This is a genomic window from Cypionkella aquatica (assembly GCF_030161095.1).
GTDB classification, from domain to species: Bacteria; Pseudomonadota; Alphaproteobacteria; order Rhodobacterales; family Rhodobacteraceae; genus Cypionkella; species Cypionkella aquatica.
Genome location: NZ_BSPP01000002.1, coordinates 397,854 through 415,711, shown reverse-complemented (window position 1 = coordinate 415,711; position 17,858 = coordinate 397,854). Strand labels below are relative to the sequence as shown.

Below are 17,858 nucleotides of genomic sequence, written 5' to 3'. Positions count from 1 at the left end.
GGTGGCTTTCCCGTCACCGAATTATCACAACACCCTGAGAAAGTTCGAGGAATCCTCTCAATTTGTGACACAGTTTCGGCTTATTTGCCATAATCAGGACGCAAATAGACCCGGGCGTCAGATCCGGGCAATCGAGCAGAGCAGAGCAGTGGCAACATATAACGGAACCTCGGGGAATGATTCCCTGACGGGTGGAACTGCGGCTGATACCTTCAATGGTTTGGCCGGAGACGACACGCTTAACGGCGGCGCTGGTGCCGACACGATTTATGGTGGCGATGGCAATGATCTGCTGATTGGCGGTGGCGACGCGCTGCTGACATCCAACAGCGACAGGCTTTACGGCGGCAATGGCAATGACACGCTGATCGGCGGCACCGGGGCAGACACGGTGGACGGCGGCGCGGGCATTGATACGGCCGACTACGGCGATTCGACCGCTGCGGTGGTTGTGTCATTGGTGGCTGGGGCGACCAATACTGGCGGCGATGCGGCGGGTGACACGCTGACCGGAATCGAGAATCTTGTCGGCTCGGACTATGGTGACAGGCTGACCGGGGACGGCGGCGACAACGTGCTTGATGGCGGCGCAGGGGCTGACAGCCTGTCGGGTGGCGCGGGCAACGACAGCCTTTACGGTGGCACCGGCAATGACACGCTGATCGGCGGCGCGGGGGCCGATCTGTTGGATGGCGGCACCGGGTCGGATGATGTGGATTACACGGCCTCGGGCGCCGGGATCAATGTGAACCTGACCACAGGCGTAGGTCTGGGCGGCGATGCGCAGGGCGACACGCTGATCAGCATCGAGGACGTAATTGGATCAGCCTATGCCGATACGATCATCGGCTCGACTGCGACGAACTTTCTATACGGTGCGGCAGGAGCCGACAATCTGGATGGCGGCGCGGGCAATGACAGCCTTTATGGCGGCAATGACAATGACACGCTGACCGGCGGCGCAGGGGCGGATGCGCTGTTTGGCGGCAGTGGCAACGATACGGCAGATTACAGCACAGCTTCGGCGGCGGTGGCGGCCAGCCTGACCAGCAACACCGGCACAATCGGCGATGCCAACGGTGATACGTTCAATGCGATTGAGAATTTGGCAGGTTCGGCGTTCAACGACACGTTGACGGGCGATGGCAATGCCAACGTGCTGACCGGCGGTGACGGCAATGACATGCTGTATGGTGCGGCGGGTGTCGATAGCCTGTATGGCGGCGCTGGCAACGACACGCTGTTTGGCGGCACAGGGTCTGATCTGCTGGACGGCGGCGCGGGCGTTGATACGGTGGATTACTCCGCCTCGACCTCGGCTGTTACTATCGTTTTGAACACATCGGCCTCGGGCGGTGATGCCGGTGGCGATACGCTGAGTGGGATCGAGAATATTGTCGGATCGGCCTATAACGACAGGCTGACCGGGGATGCGGGCGACAACGCCCTCTACGGCGCTGCGGGCACTGACAGTCTGGTGGGCGGCGCGGGCGATGACNACTGACAGTCTGGTGGGCGGCGCGGGCGATGACAGCCTGTATGGCGGCAATGACAACGACACCCTGTTTGGTGGAGCGGGCGCTGATCTGCTGGATGGTGGCGCAGGCAATGATGATGTCGATTATTCGGCCTCGGCTGCCGGGATCCATGTTGATCTGAGCACGGGCATTGGTCTGGGCGGCGATGCCGAAGGCGACACGCTGCTGAATATCGAGGATGTCATCGGTTCGGGCTTTGCGGATACGATCACCGGGACCAGTGGCGTCAACATCCTTTATGGTGCGGCAGGCAATGATCTGCTGGACGGCGGCGCAGGCAATGACAGCCTTTACGGCGGCGATGGCAATGACACGCTGACGGGTGGCAGCGGCGCTGACAGTCTTTATGGCGGCAACGGCACGGATACGGCGGATTACTCCACCGCTGCGGCTGCGGTCGCGGCCAGCCTGACCGCTGGCACCGGCACCGCGGGCGATGCCAATGGGGATGTGCTGAGCAGCATCGAGAATCTGATCGGCTCGGGGTTTAACGACACGCTGACCGGCGACGGCAATGCCAATGCTTTGTATGGCGCGGTCGGCAATGATCAGCTGTATGGCGCGGCGGGAGTCGATAGCCTGTATGGCGGCGACGGCAATGACACGCTGTTTGGTGGGGCTGGCGCGGATGTGCTGGACGGCGGCGCGGGCAGCGATACGGCAGATTATTCGGCCTCTGGGTCAGGCATCACGGTCAATCTGAGCACTGGGGCCGCGTCTGGAGGCGATGCCGCTGGCGATACGCTGAACAGCATCGAGAATGTCATCGGCTCGGGTGCGGCGGACAGTCTGGTTGGCAATGCGGCAAACAACCTGCTGGACGGCGGGGCGGGCAACGACACGCTGGTGGGCGGCGATGGCGCAGATACGCTGATCGGCGGCAGCGGCACCGATACGGCGGATTACTCGACCTCGGCTGCGGGGGTGGCGGTGTCGCTGACCACTGGCACCGGATCGGGCGGCGATGCGCAGGGCGATAGCCTGAGCGGCATCGAAAATCTGATCGGCTCGACGCTGAATGACACATTGACCGGCGATGGGGCTGCCAATGCGCTGACCGGCGGCGATGGCCAAGATCTGCTGTATGGCGCGGCTGGGGTCGATAGCCTTTATGGTGGCCTTGGCAATGACACTTTGTCGGGCGGCAGTGGTGCCGACAGCCTGGACGGTGGCGCAGGCATTGATACCGCCGACTACAGCAGTTCGACCGCTGCGGTGAACGTCAATCTGAATGGCGGCGCAAACACCGGCGGCGATGCGGCAGGCGATACGCTGGTGTCGATCGAAAACCTGACCGGCTCGATCTATGCCGATGTGCTGACGGGCAATGCGGGCGACAACTCTCTGTCGGGCGGCGCGGGCAATGATAGCCTTTATGGCGGCGACGGCGATGACACTTTGGCGGGCGGTGCCGGGGCAGATGTGATCAACGGCGGTGCCGGGATGGATTACGTCGATTACTCGGCCAGCACTTCCGCGATCTCGGTCAACCTGACAAGCTGGACCGGGCAATTTGGCGATGCGCAGGGCGATCAGCTGACGGGGGTTGATGGTGTCATCGGCTCGGCGTTCAACGACACGATCATTGGCTATGACGAGCAAGGCCTGAGCGGCGACGTTTTCACCAACGTCTTCTACGGGGGGGCTGGCAACGATTCCATCGAGGGCCGTGGCAACGACGACATTCTGTATGGCGGCGCGGATAATGACAGCGTTTATGGCGGCACCGGCAACGATGTCAGCTATGGCGGCACTGGCAATGATGCGGTCTATGGCGGCGACGGCAACGACAGCAACTACGGCGATGCGGGCAATGATCAGGTCTATGGCGGGCTTGGCAATGATCTGGTGGACGGCGGCGACGGCGCTGACAGCGTTTACGGCGACGCAGGCGATGATCAGGTGCTGGGCGGTGCTGGCAATGACAGCGCTTATGGCGGCGATGGCGCGGACAGCGTCGACGGTGGTGTGGGTGATGATCAGGTTTTCGGCGGCGCAGGCAATGACAGCGCCTACGGTGGCGACGGCAATGACAGCGTATTTGGCGACGCGGGCAATGATCAGGTCTATGGCGGCGACGGCAATGACAGCGTTGACGGCGGCACCGGCGATGATCAGGTCTATGGCGGCGCGGGCAATGACAGCGTTGCAGGCGGAGACGGCAATGATAGCGTAGATGGCGGCACGGGCGATGACAGCCTGTTCGGCGGCGCGGGCAACGATACTCTGACAGGCGACGACGGCGCGGATCATCTGGACGGTGGCATCGGCAATGATCAGCTGTTCGGCGGCGCTGACAATGACGTGCTTGAAGGCGGCGCGGGCACCGATACGCTTGACGGTGGCACCGGCAACGACACGCTGTACGGCGGCGATGGCAATGATGTGCTGATCGGCGGGATCGGCAATGACGAGCTGTTTGGCGGTGCGGGCAATGACACGCTGATCGGTGGCGTGGGCGTCGATATCATCCATGCGGGCGCGGGCGATGTCGTTGATGGCGGCACCAGCGGCACCGATTGGGATGTGCTGGACCTGACCGGGCAAGCGCCGTTCAAGATTGTGCTCGATCCGGCCAACCATCTGAACGGTGTGGTGAATTTCCTTGACGCCGACGGAAATGTGATCGGCACGCTGACCTTTACCAACATTGAAAGCATCGTGTCGTGCTTTACGCCCGGCACCCAGATCGCCACACCCAGCGGTGAGATCGCGGTCGAGGCTTTGCGGGTTGGTGATATGGTGGTGACACGCGACAATGGCGCGCAGATGGTGCGCTGGATCGGGTCGCGCCAGATCAGCCGCGAGGAATTGCGCGCGGATGCCAGCCTGCGGCCCATCCTGATCAAGGCGGGCGCGCTTGGTTATGGCTTGCCCGAGGTGGATATGATGGTGTCGCGTCAGCACCGGATGCTGGTCAGTGGCCCCCGCGCGGAACTGCTGTTTGGCAGCGACGAGGTCTTGGTGCGCGCCCAGCATCTGTTGTGCCTGCCCGGCGTTGTAGAGGCGGATGTCGAAGCGGTGACCTATCTGCACATCCTGTTTGACCGCCACGAGGTGATCCTTGCCGATGGCGCATGGAGCGAAAGCTTCCAGCCCGGAGATCGCACGATGGAGGGCATGGACGCCGATCAGCGCGACGAAATCTACAAGATCTTCCCCGAACTGGCCGATAGCAGCAAACTGGCGCAATTTGCCGCCGCAAGGCCAACGCTGAAATCCTACGAAGCAAGGGTGCTGCTGGCGGCCTGAGTTTTGCCGCGCAGCACAGCAAACGGCGGTCGGCAAAATATGCTGCGATTGATCGCTTGGCGAGCGCTTGGCCGCCCAGCTATCCCTGCACAGTTATCCTTTGTGCAGCAGGCGCAGGATTTGCTGGGCGGCGGCCTCTGGCGTCACATCTCCTGCGGCAACCGCAAGCCCCAGATCGGCGACGATGGATTTGGTGGGTTGTTGGTCCAGCACGGCCAGCAGACCACGGCGCAATTCTTCGCGGAACCAATGCTCGGCCTGCTGGCCACGCCGGGTTGACCAGTGACCGTTCTGCCTGCGCCAGTTGGCAAGGCTTTGCATCTCGGCCCAAGCCGTGGCGAGGCCCGCTTGTTCAAGTGCCGAAACCATCATCGCCTTGGGATAATCGGCGGGGTCCTGCGGGCGTTTGCGCAGCAGCCGCAGCGCGCCCGCGTAATCGGCGCAGGTGCGCTGGGCCGCAGATTTCAGATCGCCGTCAGCCTTGTTGACAAGGATCAGATCGGCCATCTCCATGATGCCGCGCTTGACGCCTTGCAATTCGTCACCGCCCGCAGGGGCAAGCAGCAGCACGAACAGATCGCACAGCTCGGCGACCACGGTTTCGGATTGCCCGACACCGACGGTCTCGATCAGGATGATGTCAAAACCCGCCGCTTCGCAAAGCGCAACGGCCTCGCGGGTGCGGCGGGCAACGCCGCCCATTTGTGCCTGAGATGGCGAGGGTCGGATGAAGGCGCGCGGATCGCGGGCGAGTTGCTCCATCCGGGTTTTATCGCCGAGGATCGAGCCGCCCGAGCGCGCCGATGATGGATCAACCGCCAGCACCGCCACACGCAGCCCCTGCCCCGTCAACATCAAGCCAAAGCTTTCGATAAAAGTCGATTTGCCGACCCCCGGCGTGCCGGACAGCCCAATGCGCAGAGCTTGGTTCTGTTGGCCCAAGGCTTGCAGCAATTCAAGCGCCTGTGCGCGGTGATCTGCGCGCGCGCTTTCGACCAGAGTGATGGCGCGTGCCAGACTGCGGCGGTCGCCGGATTGCAGCTTTGTGGCGAGTTCGGCGAGATCCATGGCGACTCCTTTCGCTGGTTCTGCCCGATGGGCGCGGCTTTGGCCAGTGTGACCTATTTGGCCAGTGTGACATGCCAACCTGACCTGCCAATCTGACCTGCCAACCTGACCTGCCAATCTGACCTGCCAATCTGACCTGCCAATCTGACCTGCCAATCTGACCTGCCAATCTGACCTGCCAATCTGACCTGCCAATCTGACCTGCCAATCTGACCTGCCAACCTGACCTGCCAATCTGACCTGCCAATCTGACCTGCCAATCTGACCTGCCAATCTGACCTGCCAATCTGACCTGCCAATCTGACCTGCCAATCTGACCTGCCAATCTGACCTGCCAACCTGACCTGCCAATCTGACCTGCCAATCTGACCTGCCAATCTGACCTGCCAATCTGACCTGCCAATCTGACCTGCCAATCTGACCTGCCAATCTGACCTGCCAATCTGACCTGCCAACCTGACCTGCCAATCTGACCTGCCAATCTGACCTGCCAATCTGACCTGCCAATCTGACCTGCCAATCTGACCTGCCAATCTGACCTGCCAATCTGACCTGCCAATCTGACCTGCCAACCTGACCTGCCAATCTGACCTGCCAATCTGACCTGCCAATCTGACCTGCCAATCTGACCTGCCAATCTGACCTGCCAATCTGACCTGCCAATCTGACCTGATGGAAGTGCGGCCTCGGGGGGCATCGAGCCCCCGCTCGGCCGCGCTGCCGGGCAACGGGTCTGAGGCGTGGGGTGCGGGGAAAGGTTGGACGCTCCGCGGGGAGTATTTCAAAAAGAGCAACGGTAAGGGATTTGCTCTTTCTTAAATACTCATTCTTAGCGGCGCTGGCCAAGGCAGTGGCGTTGCGGGATAAGGGCAGCATGATCAGATTGCCGATAGAAGATGTATTGCCAGAGCTGCGGGCTGCGATTGCGGCGCGGGGGATGGCGGTGTTGCAGGCGCCACCCGGGGCGGGCAAGACGACTTTGGTGCCATTGGATTTGTTGGCATCAGGCGCGGTTGCGGGGCGTATCGTGATGCTGGAGCCGCGCCGGTTGGCGGCAAGGGCTGCGGCAGAGCGGATGGCCGAAACCTTGGGTGAACCGGTGGGCGGCACCGTTGGCTACCGTATTCGCGGCGAGGCGAAAGTGTCGAAGGCGACGCGGATTGAAGTGGTGACCGAGGGGATTTTGACCCGGATGATCCAGAGCGACCCTGAATTGCAGGGCGTAGGCGCGCTGATCTTTGACGAGTTTCATGAGCGGTCTTTGAGTGCCGATCTGGGGCTGGCTTTGGCGTTGGAAATTCGCGCGGCGTTGCGGGGTGATCTGGTTCTGATCGTGATGTCGGCGACCTTGGATGCGGCCCCGGTGGCGGTGCTGATGGGGGATGCGCCGGTTGTGACCTCGATGGGGCGCGCCTTTCCGGTGGAGACGCGTTGGCTGGGGCGCAGCCCGGATGCGTCGCTGCGGTTTGAAGCCGGGGTTGCGGGGTTGGTGCGGCAGGCGGTTGAGGAAACTGCGGGCGGCGTTCTGGTGTTTTTGCCAGGTGAAGGCGAAATCCGCCGTGTTGAGGCGATGCTCGCGGGGCTGCCGGGTTGCGCGCTGCGCCCGCTTTTTGGCGCGATGGATTTTGCGGCGCAGCGGGCGGCTTTGGGGCCTGCGGTGGGGCGCAAGGTGGTCTTGGCGACCTCGATCGCGGAAACCTCGCTTACCATTCCTGACATTCGCGTGGTGGTCGATGGCGGGCGGGCGCGGCGGGCGCGGTTTGATCCGAACTCGGGCATGTCGCGGTTGGTGACGGAACGGGTGACACGCGCCGAGGCCGAGCAGCGGCGCGGGCGGGCGGGGCGGGTGGCCGAGGGGGTTTGCTATCGCTATTGGACGCGCGGCGAGGAAGGCGGGTTGGCGGCCTATCCTCCGGCAGAGATAGAGGCGGCCGATTTGACCGGGCTGGCGTTGGAGCTGGCGCTGTGGGGGGGCGATGTCGGGTTTCTGACCGCGCCGAATGTGGGGGCGATGGCCGAGGCACGGGCATTGTTGCAGGGGTTGGGGGCGCTGGCGGGCGGGCGGATCACGCCGCATGGACGCGTGCTGGCGGCACTGCCTTTGCATCCGAGGCTGGCGCATATGTTGGCGGTGGCGGGGCCGGATGCGGCGACGCTTGCGGCGGTGTTGGGCGAGCGAGACGTGCTGAAGGGCGCGCCGCCGGATCTGGCTTTGCGGATGGCGGTCGTGGCGGATGTGCGGCGGTTTGAGGCGGCGCATTCCTGGCCCGTGTTGCGCTCGGTGGTGGAGCGGGTGAAGCTGGAAGCGCGGCGGTTGGCGCGGGCTGCGGCGAGACCAGATGCGGCAGGGCCAGATGCGGCGAGACCAGACGCGGAGGGGCCAGATGCGGGGTTGGGTTTGGCGCAGATGGCGGCGCTGGCTTACCCTGATCGGGTGGGGCTGCGGCGCAAGGGTGATGCGCCGCGTTGGGTGCTGTCGGGCGGCAAGGGGGCGGTGATGGCGGCGGGCGTGCCGCTGGCGGGGGCGCGGTTGATCGTGGCGACCGATCTGGATGGTGATGCGCGCGAGGCTGCGGTGCGGCAGGCGGTGGCGATTTCTGAGGCCGAGTTGCGGGCGGTGTTTGGGCCGCAGATTAGCTGGCGCGAGGTTTGTGAGTGGTCGAAGCGCGAGGGGCGGGTGATCTCGCGCAGGCAGGAATGTTTTGGCGCGCTGGTGCTGACGGATATTCATTGGGATGCGCCGGGCGAGGCGGTGGCGCGGGCGGCGTTGGAGGGGATGCGGCTGAATGGGCTGCATTTCACGCCCGCCGCGCGGCGGTTGCGGGCTCGGGTGGAATTGGCGCGGGGTGGCGGCGATGATTGGCCGGACTTTTCAGATCAGGGCCTGCTGCTGTCTGCGGAGGACTGGTTGTTGCCGCATCTTTCGGGAGTGCGGACAGAGGCTGATCTGCGCGGATTTGACCTGACCGAGGCTTTGAAGGCGCGGTTGAACTGGCAGCAGGTCGCGGCCTTGGACAAACTGGTGCCGGGGGCGTTCGAGACTCCGCTCGGGCGGCGGGTGCCGATTGATTATGATGGCGATGTGCCGGGGATTGAGGTGCGGCTGCAAGAGATGTTTGGCGTGACTGTGCATCCGGTCGTCGGGGTCAAGCGGCTGCCGTTGCGGGTGGTTTTGACCTCACCGGGGCAGAAGACGATTCAGGTGACGATGGATCTGCCGGGGTTCTGGAAATCATCCTATGCGGATGTAAGGAAAGATATGCGGGGGCAGTATCCGCGGCATCCGTGGCCAGAGGATCCGACGGTGGCGGAGCCTACTTTGCGGGCGAAGCCGCGGGGGACGTGAGGGGTCTTGGGGGGGGCTGTGCGACCTTGAGGGACGTGACAGGCCTTGGAGAGCTAAGGGGGCTGCGGCAGCGATATTTTGCCCAGAGGTTGGCATGGATCTGGAGGCGCCTCGGGCGTTCAGGCTTGTGTCCACGCGTGGACACTGATGCGCATCTAGCAATTTCAATGCTTTACAAGCGGCAGTTTACCAACTGTTAATGATTGGGCGCCGGGAGGGCTTGCCTTGCAGGCGGAGTGCCCTGAGGCAGGCAGATCACGCCGATGTGTTCATATGTGAGCATGGCCGCCGCCTTTATTGGCGTGATGTAGGTTTCAAGACATTGATTGGTTACAATCGGGCTGCTAGCCCAAACTGCATATGCAAGCCACAAGGAAGAGAAAATGTTTAAGAACCTGACTGCCCTGCAACCGATCAGCTATGCCGCGCTGCGGATTATGGCGGGGCTGCTTTACTTTGAACATGGCACGCAAAAGCTGCTGAACTTCCCGATTCCGGGGCCGGGCGCGTTGAACACGCTGCAGATGGCCTCGGGGCTGCTGGAATTGATCGGCGGCGCTTTGATCGTGCTGGGGCTGTTCACCCGCCCGGTGGCTTTCGTGCTGTCGGGCCATATGGCCTTCGCTTATTTCATGGCGCATGCGCCGCAGGGTTTCTACCCGGTGCAAAATGGCGGCGACGCTGCGATCCTGTTCTGCTTTGTGTTCTTGCTGATCGCCACGATGGGCGCGGGCAAATACGCGCTGGACAACCGTAAAGGCTAAGCCGCAAAGGCTAAGCTTTTGATGCAAGGGCGAAAGGTCGGGCCGTGTGGCCTAGGCCGTTTGCCCTTGCGCTGCGAACTGCTTTGGCGGCTGACCCTGATGGCGGCTGAACGCGGTGCTGAAGGCACTGGCCGAGCCGTAACCGACACGGGTGGCAATCTCGGTCAGGCTGTGGCGGTCTTTGTGCAGCAGGTCTTTCGCCAAGGCCATGCGCCAATTGAGCAGATATTCCATCGGCGGCAGACCAATCACCCGGTGAAACCTTGCGCAGAACGGCGAGCGTGACAGCGCGGCGGTCAAGGCCAATTTGGCAATCGTCCATGGATGCGCGGGATCGGCATGGATCGCGCGCAGCGCCGGGGCAAGGCGGGGGTCGGCGAGGCCCTGAACAAGACCGGGGGCCGCTGTCGAACGTGCGGTGGCGCGCAGAGCCTCGATGAACAGCACTTCCAGCAGACGCTCTAAGATCACCTCACGCGCCGGGCGATTGGCGCGACATTCATCGCTGACAAGGCTGGCCAAAGCGGCGAGGCGATCCTGACCTGGGACAATGACGATCTCGGGCAACAGCGATACCAGCAAATCGGCATCAGCGGCCCCGAACAGGCAGTGACCGACCAGCATTTGCACGCTGGGCGCACCTTCGGGATCGCCAAGGCGATAGCTGCCGTCGGGCTGCACCACGGGCAGGCTGCGCAGCGGAGTGTCTGCGGGCAGGTCAAGGTTGGCGATCGTGTAGCCGAACGACGCCGGTGCCAGCACGAAATCCCCCGCCCTGAGGATGATCGGCGCACGGTTGTCGATGCAGAGGCAGACTTGTCCGGTCAGGATCAGCCAATGCGAGACATGGCCGCTGGCCTCGCGCCGCACCCGCCAATCACCCGCCGCTTGCACCAGTTTGGCAAAGGGGGCGCGTGGTTGCAGCAGAGTGACGATCTGCGCAAGCGGATCGGTTGTGCTGATCGTATCTGCATTGGGTAAGGGTTTGGCTTGCGGCATATCAGGACGATCACACATTAAACTGGCACTTGTGATTATAGGGTGTACTGCGGTTGGCGTCTATATCGCTTGGGTGAAAGCACATTCAGGAGATTATGATGAAAACTGTTCTGATCACTGGCTGCTCATCAGGCTTTGGGCTTGAGACGGCAGCTTACTTTTTGGCGCAGGGTTGGCGCGTGGTGGCGACGATGCGCGATCCGCAACCGGGGCTGTTGCCCGCGTCGGACCATCTGGTTTTGCTGCCGCTGGATGTCACGGACGCCGCCAGTATCGCCAGCGTTATCGCGGCCGCAGGGCCGATTGACGTGTTGGTGAACAATGCAGGCATCGGCTTGCTGAGCATTGTCGAGGATACCGAAATCGCCACAATGCGCGAGATTTTTGACACCAATACCATCGGTTTGATGGCTATGGTGAAGGCGGTGGTGCCGCAGATGCGGGCGCGCAAGGCCGGGGTGATCATCAATGTCACCTCGACCGTGACGGTAAAGCCGTTGCCGATGCTTGCCGTCTATACCGCCTCGAAAGCCGCCGTGGAGGCGTTCAGCACCAGTCTGGCGCTGGAGCTGGCGCCGTTCGACGTGGCGGTGCGGATTGTGCTGCCCGGTCAGGGCAAGACCAAGCTGGGCGAAAATGCGCGGGCCCGGATGAAGATGGATTTTCCCCCCGCCTATCAGGCTTTCGCGCAAGAGGTGTTTGCGCGCACGATGGCCGGATCGGGCGGCACCTTGCTGGAAGATGTGGCGCAAGGCGTGTGGCGGGCGGCGACGGACCCAGATTGCCCGATGTTTTTGCCCGCAGGCAGCGACGCCGTGGCGCATTTCGCCGAGGCTGGACGCTAGGCAGCATCGTAGGGGCAGCATCGTGGGGGCAGCGACTGTGCTGCCCCCACTGGTGTTTTGCAAAGCTTGGATAGGGCATTTTGGAAATCCATCGCAACCATTCTGCCGCTTGGGCGTTATCTGTCTGATGTATACTTGCCCAGATGGCCATGCGAGCGGCCAAGCTGGCGCTTTACCAAAGGATGAACCCGATGCGGAATGTAACTTTGCCGATTTTGCTGGCAGCCAGCCTTGCGATGGCGGCTCCGGCGCGGGCGCAGACTGATCTGGGCGATGTGGTTTCGGGCATCGCCCAACAGTTGATCGCCAAAGAGGCCGACAAGCGCGCATATCTGCAAGCGCAGCAGCAAAACACTGTGCGCGGCTATCGCAGCTATCTGTCGCAGTATCCCACGGGGGTGTACCGCGAAAACGCGCAGCGGGCTTTGGTCAAGCTGGGCGCGGTGGAGGATCCTGCTCCGAAGCCGCCTGTGGGTGGCGGACAAAGCGCGGCCTCGGTTGAGGCATCGTTGGGGCTCTCGCGGTCGCAGCGGGTTTTGATCCAGAAACAGCTGACTGCGGTGGGCTATCCGACCGGGGTGGCGGATGGGTTGTGGGGCGCGAAAACCCGCGATGCGATTGGCAGCTGGCAGCGCAAGAACAAGCAATCCATAACGGGCTATGTGACGGCGCGGCAGGTCAATCTGCTGGCGCAACAGGCCGGGTCCGTCGTGGGCCCCGGACCTGCAGAGCCGTCGGCGGGCAATGACGCGCTGGAGGAAAGCCTGCTGAACCTCAGCTATGCCGAGCGCCGCGAGGTGCAGCGGCGGTTGACGACGCTGGGCTACAACACTTACGGCGTTGATGGCGGCTTTGGCGCCAACACACGGCGAGCGATGGCCGCGTGGCAGCGGGACGAAGGGTTGCGCGCAAGCGGCTATCTGACCGCCGACCAACTGCGCAGCCTGCGCCAGCAAACCGGCGGCTAAGCTGAGTTGCCTAACTGCTGTGACCACCCTGCCCTGCCGATTGGAACCATCGGCGGATCAGGTCACGCTCTGGCTGTTCCATATAGCTGAGGTTGGCGGGGGGCATCGCATGGGTCAGACCAGATTGGGTGTAGATGCCCCGCGCTTCTGAGGCGATCTGGGCCGGGGTTTCCAAGACCACATCTTTCGGCGCCCAGTAAACGCCTTCATAGACGGGCTCGGCGGCGTGGCACATTGAGCAGCGGCCCTGCACAATGCTGACAACCTGATCAAAGCCCTGCGCGCTGGCGTAGGTCAGTGCGGTGGCGTTCAGCGTAGTTTCCTCGGGGCGGTGCCGCATCGGGGCTGTCGACAGCCAGACGATGATCAGGAAGATCAAAGCGGTGGCAAACCATGTCCAATGCGGGTTGCCCTTGCGCGCATGTTTGGTGTTGAACCAGTGCCGGATGGTGACTCCCATCAGAAACACGAGGCTGGCGATCAGCCAGTTGTATTCAGTGGCGAACACCAACGGATAGTGGTTCGACAGCATCAGGAACAGCACGGGCAACGTCAGGTAGTTGTTATGCGTGCTGCGCTGCTTGGCGATCTTGCCGTATTTCGGATCAGGCGTGCGGCCTGCCTTCAGATCGGCCACGACGATGCGCTGGTTCGGCATGATGATCATGAACACATTGGCCGACATGATCGTCGCGGTGAACGCGCCCAAATGCAGCAGGGCGGCGCGGCCCGAGAAAACTTGCGTGTAGCCCCAAGCCATGCCGACAAGGATGACATAAAGCCCGATCATCAGCCGGGTGTTGTCATCGCCAAAGCGGCTTTTGCAGATCAGATCATAGGCGATCCAGCCGAAAGCAAGGCTGCCCAATGATATGGCAATGGCTTGGGCCTGAGTCAGATCGGCCACAGCGGGGTCAATCAGATACAGGTTCGCGCCAAGGTAATAGACCAGAAACAACATGCCAAAGCCGGAAAGCCAAGTGGTATAGCTTTCCCATTTGAACCATGTCAGGTGCTCGGGCAGCATCGCAGGGGCCACAAGGTATTTCTGGATGTGATAAAACCCGCCGCCATGGACCTGCCATTCCTCGCCATGCGCAAGCGGCGGCAGGCTGGGAGTTTTGCGCAGGCCAAGGTCAAGCGCGATAAAGTAAAACGACGAGCCGATCCACGCCATGGCAGTCGTGACATGGAGCCAGCGCACGGCAAGTTCGACCCATTCCCACAGCACGATCCAGTCATACATTGGCGCTCTCCTTTGGCTGTAGACAGGCTATACCGAGCGGCATTGATCTGTTAATCCTGAAAACGCCGGGAATACTTTCAAGATTGGCGCGAAAATGTCCTATGTCAACACGATCAAGATGTTTGTGCGGGTGTACGAGCTGGGCAGTATGTCGGCGGCGGCGCGCGATCAGCGCACCTCGCCCGCCGTGGCCTCGGCGCGGATATCCGAGTTAGAAAAACATCTGGGGGTGCGGTTGTTCTCGCGCACCACGCGCAGCTTGCAGCCGACCGAGAATGGCCGGATCTTTTTTGAAGGTGCCAAGCGGGTGCTGGAGGCAATCGACGATGCCGAAGCGGCGGTGATGGATGTCACCCAAAACCCGCGCGGGACGATCTTTGTCTCGGCCCCTTTGGGGGTGGGGCGCAGGTTTATCGCGCCGCATGTGCCTGTTTTCAAAGACATGTATCCGCAGATCGACGTGCGGCTGCGGCTGTCGGACCGCATCATTGATGTGACCGCCGAAGGGCTGGATGTGGCGTTTCATCTGGGGATACTGGAAGATTCCACGCTGAAAGTCCGGCTGATTGCCGATTGCCCACGGGTGCTCTGCGCCTCGCCTGCCTATATCGAACGGCGCGGCATGCCGGAAGATGGCGCGGCTTTGGTCGGCGATAAACACGACTGCCTTAACCTGCGTTTTCCCGGTGCCAAAGAATTTCAGTGGGCGCTGCAAACCCCCGACGGCGTGCGGCGCTATGAAATTTCTGGCCCGTTTGAGAGCGATGACGGCGATGTGCTGACAGGTTGGGCACTCGACGGACGTGGCATCGTGATGAAACCGGTGTTTGAAGTCGCGGACCACTTGCGATCAGGCGCGCTGGTGCCCGTGGCCACCGCCACGCCACCCTTGCCGACCCAACTTTCCAGCCTGTCGCAGCATCGGCGCTTGAAAGACCCCAAGGTGAAATTGTTCACCGATTTCATGGCAGCGCATGTGCGCGATGCGGTGCGCGGCGCGATTGAGGGGCGGTAGCGGTACGGTGCGTGCTTGCACGCACCGCGCCAAAGGTGCGTGCAAGCACGCACCCTACCCCAACCTAAGACTCATACGGCCAGTTGGCCTGAGAGAACGCGCCGCCATCGACCCAGAGGGTTTGGCCAGTGACAAAGCTTGCTGCATCCGAGATCAGGAACAGCAAGGGGCCGGTCAAATCCTGCGGGGTGCCGACGCGGCGCAACGGCGTGACGCGCGCCCAAGTGGCGTCGTAATCCGGGGCCTCGGCTGCGGTGCGGGCGGTGGCGATGGCACCGGGGGCGATGCAGTTGACGCGGATGTTATGGGGGCCAAGTTCGACAGCGGCGATTTTGGTGAACTGCTCGATGCCGCCTTTCGATGTGGTGTAATCGACCAGCTTGGGGAAGGCGAGTTTGTTGCAGCCCGAGCCAAGGGTGATGATGGCACCGGGTTGGTTGGCGGCGATCATCGCACGGGCGGCGGCTTGGGTGTTCAAAAACGTGCCGCGCAGGTTGGTGGCGATGGTGCGGTCCCAGTCATCGGGTTTGAGGTCCAGCAGGCTGGACCATGTCTGGATACCTGCGTTGTTGACCATGACAGAGGGGGCGGCATCGGCCCATGCGGCAGCCTCGGCGTGGAAGCGGGCGGTTTGGGCCTCATCGCCTGCGTCACATTCCCAAGCGCGGGCATGTTGGCCGAGCGATTCCACCTGCGCGATCAGCGTTTCGGCGGCTTGCGCCTGACCTAGATGGGTGAAGCCCACGTCGTAGCCCGCGCCTGCTAGGGCGGTCACAAGGGCGTGGCCAATGGCGGAGGGGCCTGCGGTGACGAGGGCGAGTTTGGGCATCAGTGGGCCTTCGTAGGGTGGGTGATTTCACGCAGAATTGCATGTTGGCTAGCGGGAAGGAAGGTGCGTGACATCACGCACCCTAACGCTCAGCCCCATGTGCGGTCGAGCAGTGCCAACCAGTTGTCATAGCACAGCTTTTGCATCAACGCCTCGCCATAGCCGTGATCCAGCATCGCCTGTTGCAGCGCGGGCAGGCCGGTGACGTCGCCGATGCCGTTGGGCAGGGTTGCGCCGTCGAAATCGGAACCGAGGCCGAGGTGGTCTTCGCCCAAGGTTTCCAGCAGGTGATCAAGGTGGGCGAGCACATCTTCCCAGCCCATATCGCCCGATTGTTTGCCATCGCGGCGCAGGAAAGAAGTGGCGAAGTTGAGGCCGACCATGCCTTTGCTGTCGCGGATCATGTGCAGTTGGCGGTCGGTCAGGTTGCGGCTGCTGGGCGTGATCGCGTGGGCGTTGGAATGGGTGGCGACGAGAGGGGCATCGGTGAGGCGTGCGACGTCATTGAAGCCTGCCTCGTTGATATGGCTCAGGTCGATCATGATTTTCAGATCGTTGCAGGCGCGGATCAGGCGTTTTCCGGCGTCGGTCAGGCCCTCACCCGTGTCGGGGCTGGAGGGGAAGGCGAAGGGGACGCCGTGGCCGAAGATGGTCGGGCGCGACCAGACCGGGCCAAGCGAGCGCAGGCCCATGGCGTGGAAGGCGTAGAGGTTGTCGAGGTTGGCGTCGATGGCCTCGGCGCCCTCCATATGCAGGATGCCTGCGATGGTGTTGGAGTTGAGGCAGTCGCGGATCTGGGCGGTGGTGGTGCAGAGTTTGAATTGGCCGTTTGAGGCGCGCTCCATCCACAGGAATTGCCTTGCCATCGACATGGCAACGGGAAGGGCCTCGGGTTCGGAGATTAGATCGCCCAAGGGGATGCTGAAGGGCGGGTTTTCCATCTGCGCCATGTAGTCAGGGGCGTCGTGGGCTTCGGGGGATGGGATGTAGATGGCAAAGAAGCCAGCTTTGAAGCCGCCCTTTTGCATGCGGGGCAGGTCGAGATGGCCTTTGCCTTCACCGGTCAGCCAGATTGCCTCGCGGTTTTCGGGGTGATTGTGCAGGCGCAAGAGCAGGTCGTTGTGGCCGTCAAAGGTGGGGAACATGTTAAGAGCCTATGGTTTGCTGTGCTGGCGGGCGGGGGTTTCACACCCCCGCGCCCCCGTGGGATATTTATGAACAGATGAAACTGGTAGACTTAGCCTTCGAGCATGCGGTCGGCGGAGGCTGCGAACAGGCTGCGGGCGTAGGTTGTGGTCATCTGGGCGGTGGCGAGGGCTTCACGAGAGAGTTCCTCCACCGCTTTGCCGTGCTGCATGACGAGGATGCGGTCGCACATGTGGTCGATCACGGCGAGGTCGTGGGAAACCATCAGGAAAGTGAGGCCGCGTTCCGCGCGCAAGCGCGAGAGCAGGTTGAGGGTTTCTGCTTGCACACTTGCGTCAAGCGCGGAAGTGGGCTCGTCGAGCAGCAGGATTTCGGGTTGCAGCATCAAAGCGCGGGCGATGGCGACGCGTTGGCGTTGGCCACCCGACAGTTGGTGCGGGTAGCGGAAACGGAAGTTGGGGGGCAGGCCCACGTCGGTCAGCGCCTTGGTGATCGCGGCATCGGTGACAGGGAGGCCGTGGATGGCGAGAGGTTCCGACAGCGTGCGGTCCAGCGTGTGGCGGGGGTGCAGGCTGGCGTAGGGGTCCTGGAACACCATTTGGACTTGGCGCGAGAAGGCGCGGTCGTGGGTGATCGGTTTGCCATTGATGCGGATGCTGCCGCCCGAGATTGGGGCCAAGCCGCAGATCGCGCGCAGGATGGTGGATTTGCCCGAGCCGCTTTCGCCAACGAGGCCGAAGGATTCCTGCGCTTTGACGTTAAGCGACACGCCTTCGACGGCGCGGACCTGGCGGCCTTGGGCCGTGAAGGTGACGGAGAGGTTTTCTATCTCGATGAGCATG

General features: G+C 62.5%; 13 protein-coding genes. 7 read left to right on the top strand and 6 right to left on the bottom strand.

From position 1 onward, the window contains the following. Nucleotide 1 precedes the first annotated feature (1 nt). Together QQJ98_RS02640 and QQJ98_RS02635 are read left to right on the top strand one after the other, a co-directional pair. Nucleotides 2-1,504, top strand: a complete 1,503-nt coding sequence (locus tag QQJ98_RS02640; RefSeq protein WP_431307780.1) for a calcium-binding protein — start codon at nucleotides 2-4, stop codon at nucleotides 1,502-1,504. After that, a complete protein-coding gene (locus tag QQJ98_RS02635) occupies nucleotides 1,431-4,790 on the top strand; it encodes a Hint domain-containing protein (protein ID WP_284323759.1) in 3,360 nt (1,119 codons plus the stop codon). The genes QQJ98_RS02640 and QQJ98_RS02635 overlap by 74 nt, the downstream gene beginning before the upstream one ends. 93 nt (nucleotides 4,791-4,883) lie before the next feature. On the opposite strand, the gene meaB is transcribed toward QQJ98_RS02635, so the two are convergent. Then, nucleotides 4,884-5,858 carry a methylmalonyl Co-A mutase-associated GTPase MeaB gene (gene meaB, locus QQJ98_RS02630; RefSeq protein ID WP_284323758.1) on the bottom strand — a complete coding sequence of 325 codons (975 nt, stop codon included), beginning with the start codon at nucleotides 5,856-5,858 and terminating at the stop codon, nucleotides 4,884-4,886. An 874-nt stretch (nucleotides 5,859-6,732) separates the two neighbouring features. On the opposite strand from meaB, the gene hrpB reads away from it, so the two are divergent. Continuing rightward, the gene (gene hrpB, locus QQJ98_RS02625; protein ID WP_284323757.1) at nucleotides 6,733-9,204 is read left to right on the top strand and encodes an ATP-dependent helicase HrpB; all 2,472 of its coding nucleotides are present in this window, start codon (nucleotides 6,733-6,735) and stop codon (nucleotides 9,202-9,204) included. A 383-nt stretch (nucleotides 9,205-9,587) separates the two neighbouring features. Further along, nucleotides 9,588-9,968: a DoxX family protein gene (locus tag QQJ98_RS02620; protein WP_284323756.1), complete on the top strand. Its 381-nt coding sequence runs from the start codon at nucleotides 9,588-9,590 to the stop codon at nucleotides 9,966-9,968. Between the two features lie 51 nt (nucleotides 9,969-10,019). On the opposite strand, the gene QQJ98_RS02615 is transcribed toward QQJ98_RS02620, so the two are convergent. Continuing rightward, nucleotides 10,020-10,985 carry an AraC family transcriptional regulator gene (locus tag QQJ98_RS02615; protein WP_284323755.1) on the bottom strand — a complete coding sequence of 322 codons (966 nt, stop codon included), beginning with the start codon at nucleotides 10,983-10,985 and terminating at the stop codon, nucleotides 10,020-10,022. 80 nt (nucleotides 10,986-11,065) lie between these two features. Here QQJ98_RS02615 and QQJ98_RS02610 point away from each other — a divergent pair, with 80 nt between their 5' ends. Then, the gene (locus tag QQJ98_RS02610; RefSeq protein ID WP_284323754.1) at nucleotides 11,066-11,812 is read left to right on the top strand and encodes an SDR family oxidoreductase; all 747 of its coding nucleotides are present in this window, start codon (nucleotides 11,066-11,068) and stop codon (nucleotides 11,810-11,812) included. Between the two features lie 191 nt (nucleotides 11,813-12,003). Continuing rightward, the gene (locus QQJ98_RS02605; RefSeq protein WP_284323753.1) at nucleotides 12,004-12,780 is read left to right on the top strand and encodes a peptidoglycan-binding domain-containing protein; all 777 of its coding nucleotides are present in this window, start codon (nucleotides 12,004-12,006) and stop codon (nucleotides 12,778-12,780) included. Nucleotides 12,781-12,790: 10 nt separating this feature from the next. On the opposite strand, the gene QQJ98_RS02600 is transcribed toward QQJ98_RS02605, so the two are convergent. Beyond that, on the bottom strand, nucleotides 12,791-14,026 hold the full coding sequence (locus tag QQJ98_RS02600) for a urate hydroxylase PuuD (RefSeq protein ID WP_284323752.1): 1,236 nt from the start codon (nucleotides 14,024-14,026) through the stop codon (nucleotides 12,791-12,793). Between the two features lie 94 nt (nucleotides 14,027-14,120). Between QQJ98_RS02600 and QQJ98_RS02595 the strand changes: the two genes are divergently transcribed. Next, entirely contained in the window at nucleotides 14,121-15,041 is a 921-nt protein-coding gene (locus QQJ98_RS02595; protein ID WP_284323751.1) for a LysR family transcriptional regulator, read from the top strand. A gap of 64 nt (nucleotides 15,042-15,105) precedes the next feature. Here QQJ98_RS02595 and QQJ98_RS02590 read toward each other — a convergent pair whose 3' ends face one another. From QQJ98_RS02590 to QQJ98_RS02580, 3 genes are all read right to left on the bottom strand, one after another. Next, complete coding sequence (locus tag QQJ98_RS02590; protein ID WP_284323750.1) at nucleotides 15,106-15,870, bottom strand: SDR family NAD(P)-dependent oxidoreductase; 765 nt, start codon at nucleotides 15,868-15,870, stop codon at nucleotides 15,106-15,108. A gap of 89 nt (nucleotides 15,871-15,959) precedes the next feature. Then, nucleotides 15,960-17,015 carry a dipeptidase gene (locus tag QQJ98_RS02585; protein ID WP_284323749.1) on the bottom strand — a complete coding sequence of 352 codons (1,056 nt, stop codon included), beginning with the start codon at nucleotides 17,013-17,015 and terminating at the stop codon, nucleotides 15,960-15,962. A gap of 92 nt (nucleotides 17,016-17,107) precedes the next feature. Beyond that, the gene (locus tag QQJ98_RS02580; RefSeq protein ID WP_284323748.1) at nucleotides 17,108-17,857 is read right to left on the bottom strand and encodes an ABC transporter ATP-binding protein; all 750 of its coding nucleotides are present in this window, start codon (nucleotides 17,855-17,857) and stop codon (nucleotides 17,108-17,110) included. Nucleotide 17,858 lies beyond the last annotated feature (1 nt).

Excerpts from the sequence above, each read along its gene's own strand:
- QQJ98_RS02600 (WP_284323752.1), bottom strand. The coding sequence starts at position 14,026 with ATGTATGACTGGATCGTGCTGTGGGAATGGGTCGAACTTGCCGTGCGC.
- hrpB (WP_284323757.1), top strand. The coding sequence starts at position 6,733 with ATGATCAGATTGCCGATAGAAGATGTATTGCCAGAGCTGCGGGCTGCG.
- QQJ98_RS02610 (WP_284323754.1), top strand. The coding sequence starts at position 11,066 with ATGAAAACTGTTCTGATCACTGGCTGCTCATCAGGCTTTGGGCTTGAG.
- QQJ98_RS02605 (WP_284323753.1), top strand. The coding sequence starts at position 12,004 with ATGCGGAATGTAACTTTGCCGATTTTGCTGGCAGCCAGCCTTGCGATG.
- QQJ98_RS02580 (WP_284323748.1), bottom strand. The coding sequence starts at position 17,857 with ATGCTCATCGAGATAGAAAACCTCTCCGTCACCTTCACGGCCCAAGGC.
- QQJ98_RS02590 (WP_284323750.1), bottom strand. The coding sequence starts at position 15,870 with ATGCCCAAACTCGCCCTCGTCACCGCAGGCCCCTCCGCCATTGGCCAC.
- QQJ98_RS02615 (WP_284323755.1), bottom strand. The coding sequence starts at position 10,985 with ATGTGTGATCGTCCTGATATGCCGCAAGCCAAACCCTTACCCAATGCA.
- meaB (WP_284323758.1), bottom strand. The coding sequence starts at position 5,858 with ATGGATCTCGCCGAACTCGCCACAAAGCTGCAATCCGGCGACCGCCGC.
- QQJ98_RS02595 (WP_284323751.1), top strand. The coding sequence starts at position 14,121 with ATGTCCTATGTCAACACGATCAAGATGTTTGTGCGGGTGTACGAGCTG.
- QQJ98_RS02620 (WP_284323756.1), top strand. The coding sequence starts at position 9,588 with ATGTTTAAGAACCTGACTGCCCTGCAACCGATCAGCTATGCCGCGCTG.
- QQJ98_RS02585 (WP_284323749.1), bottom strand. The coding sequence starts at position 17,015 with ATGTTCCCCACCTTTGACGGCCACAACGACCTGCTCTTGCGCCTGCAC.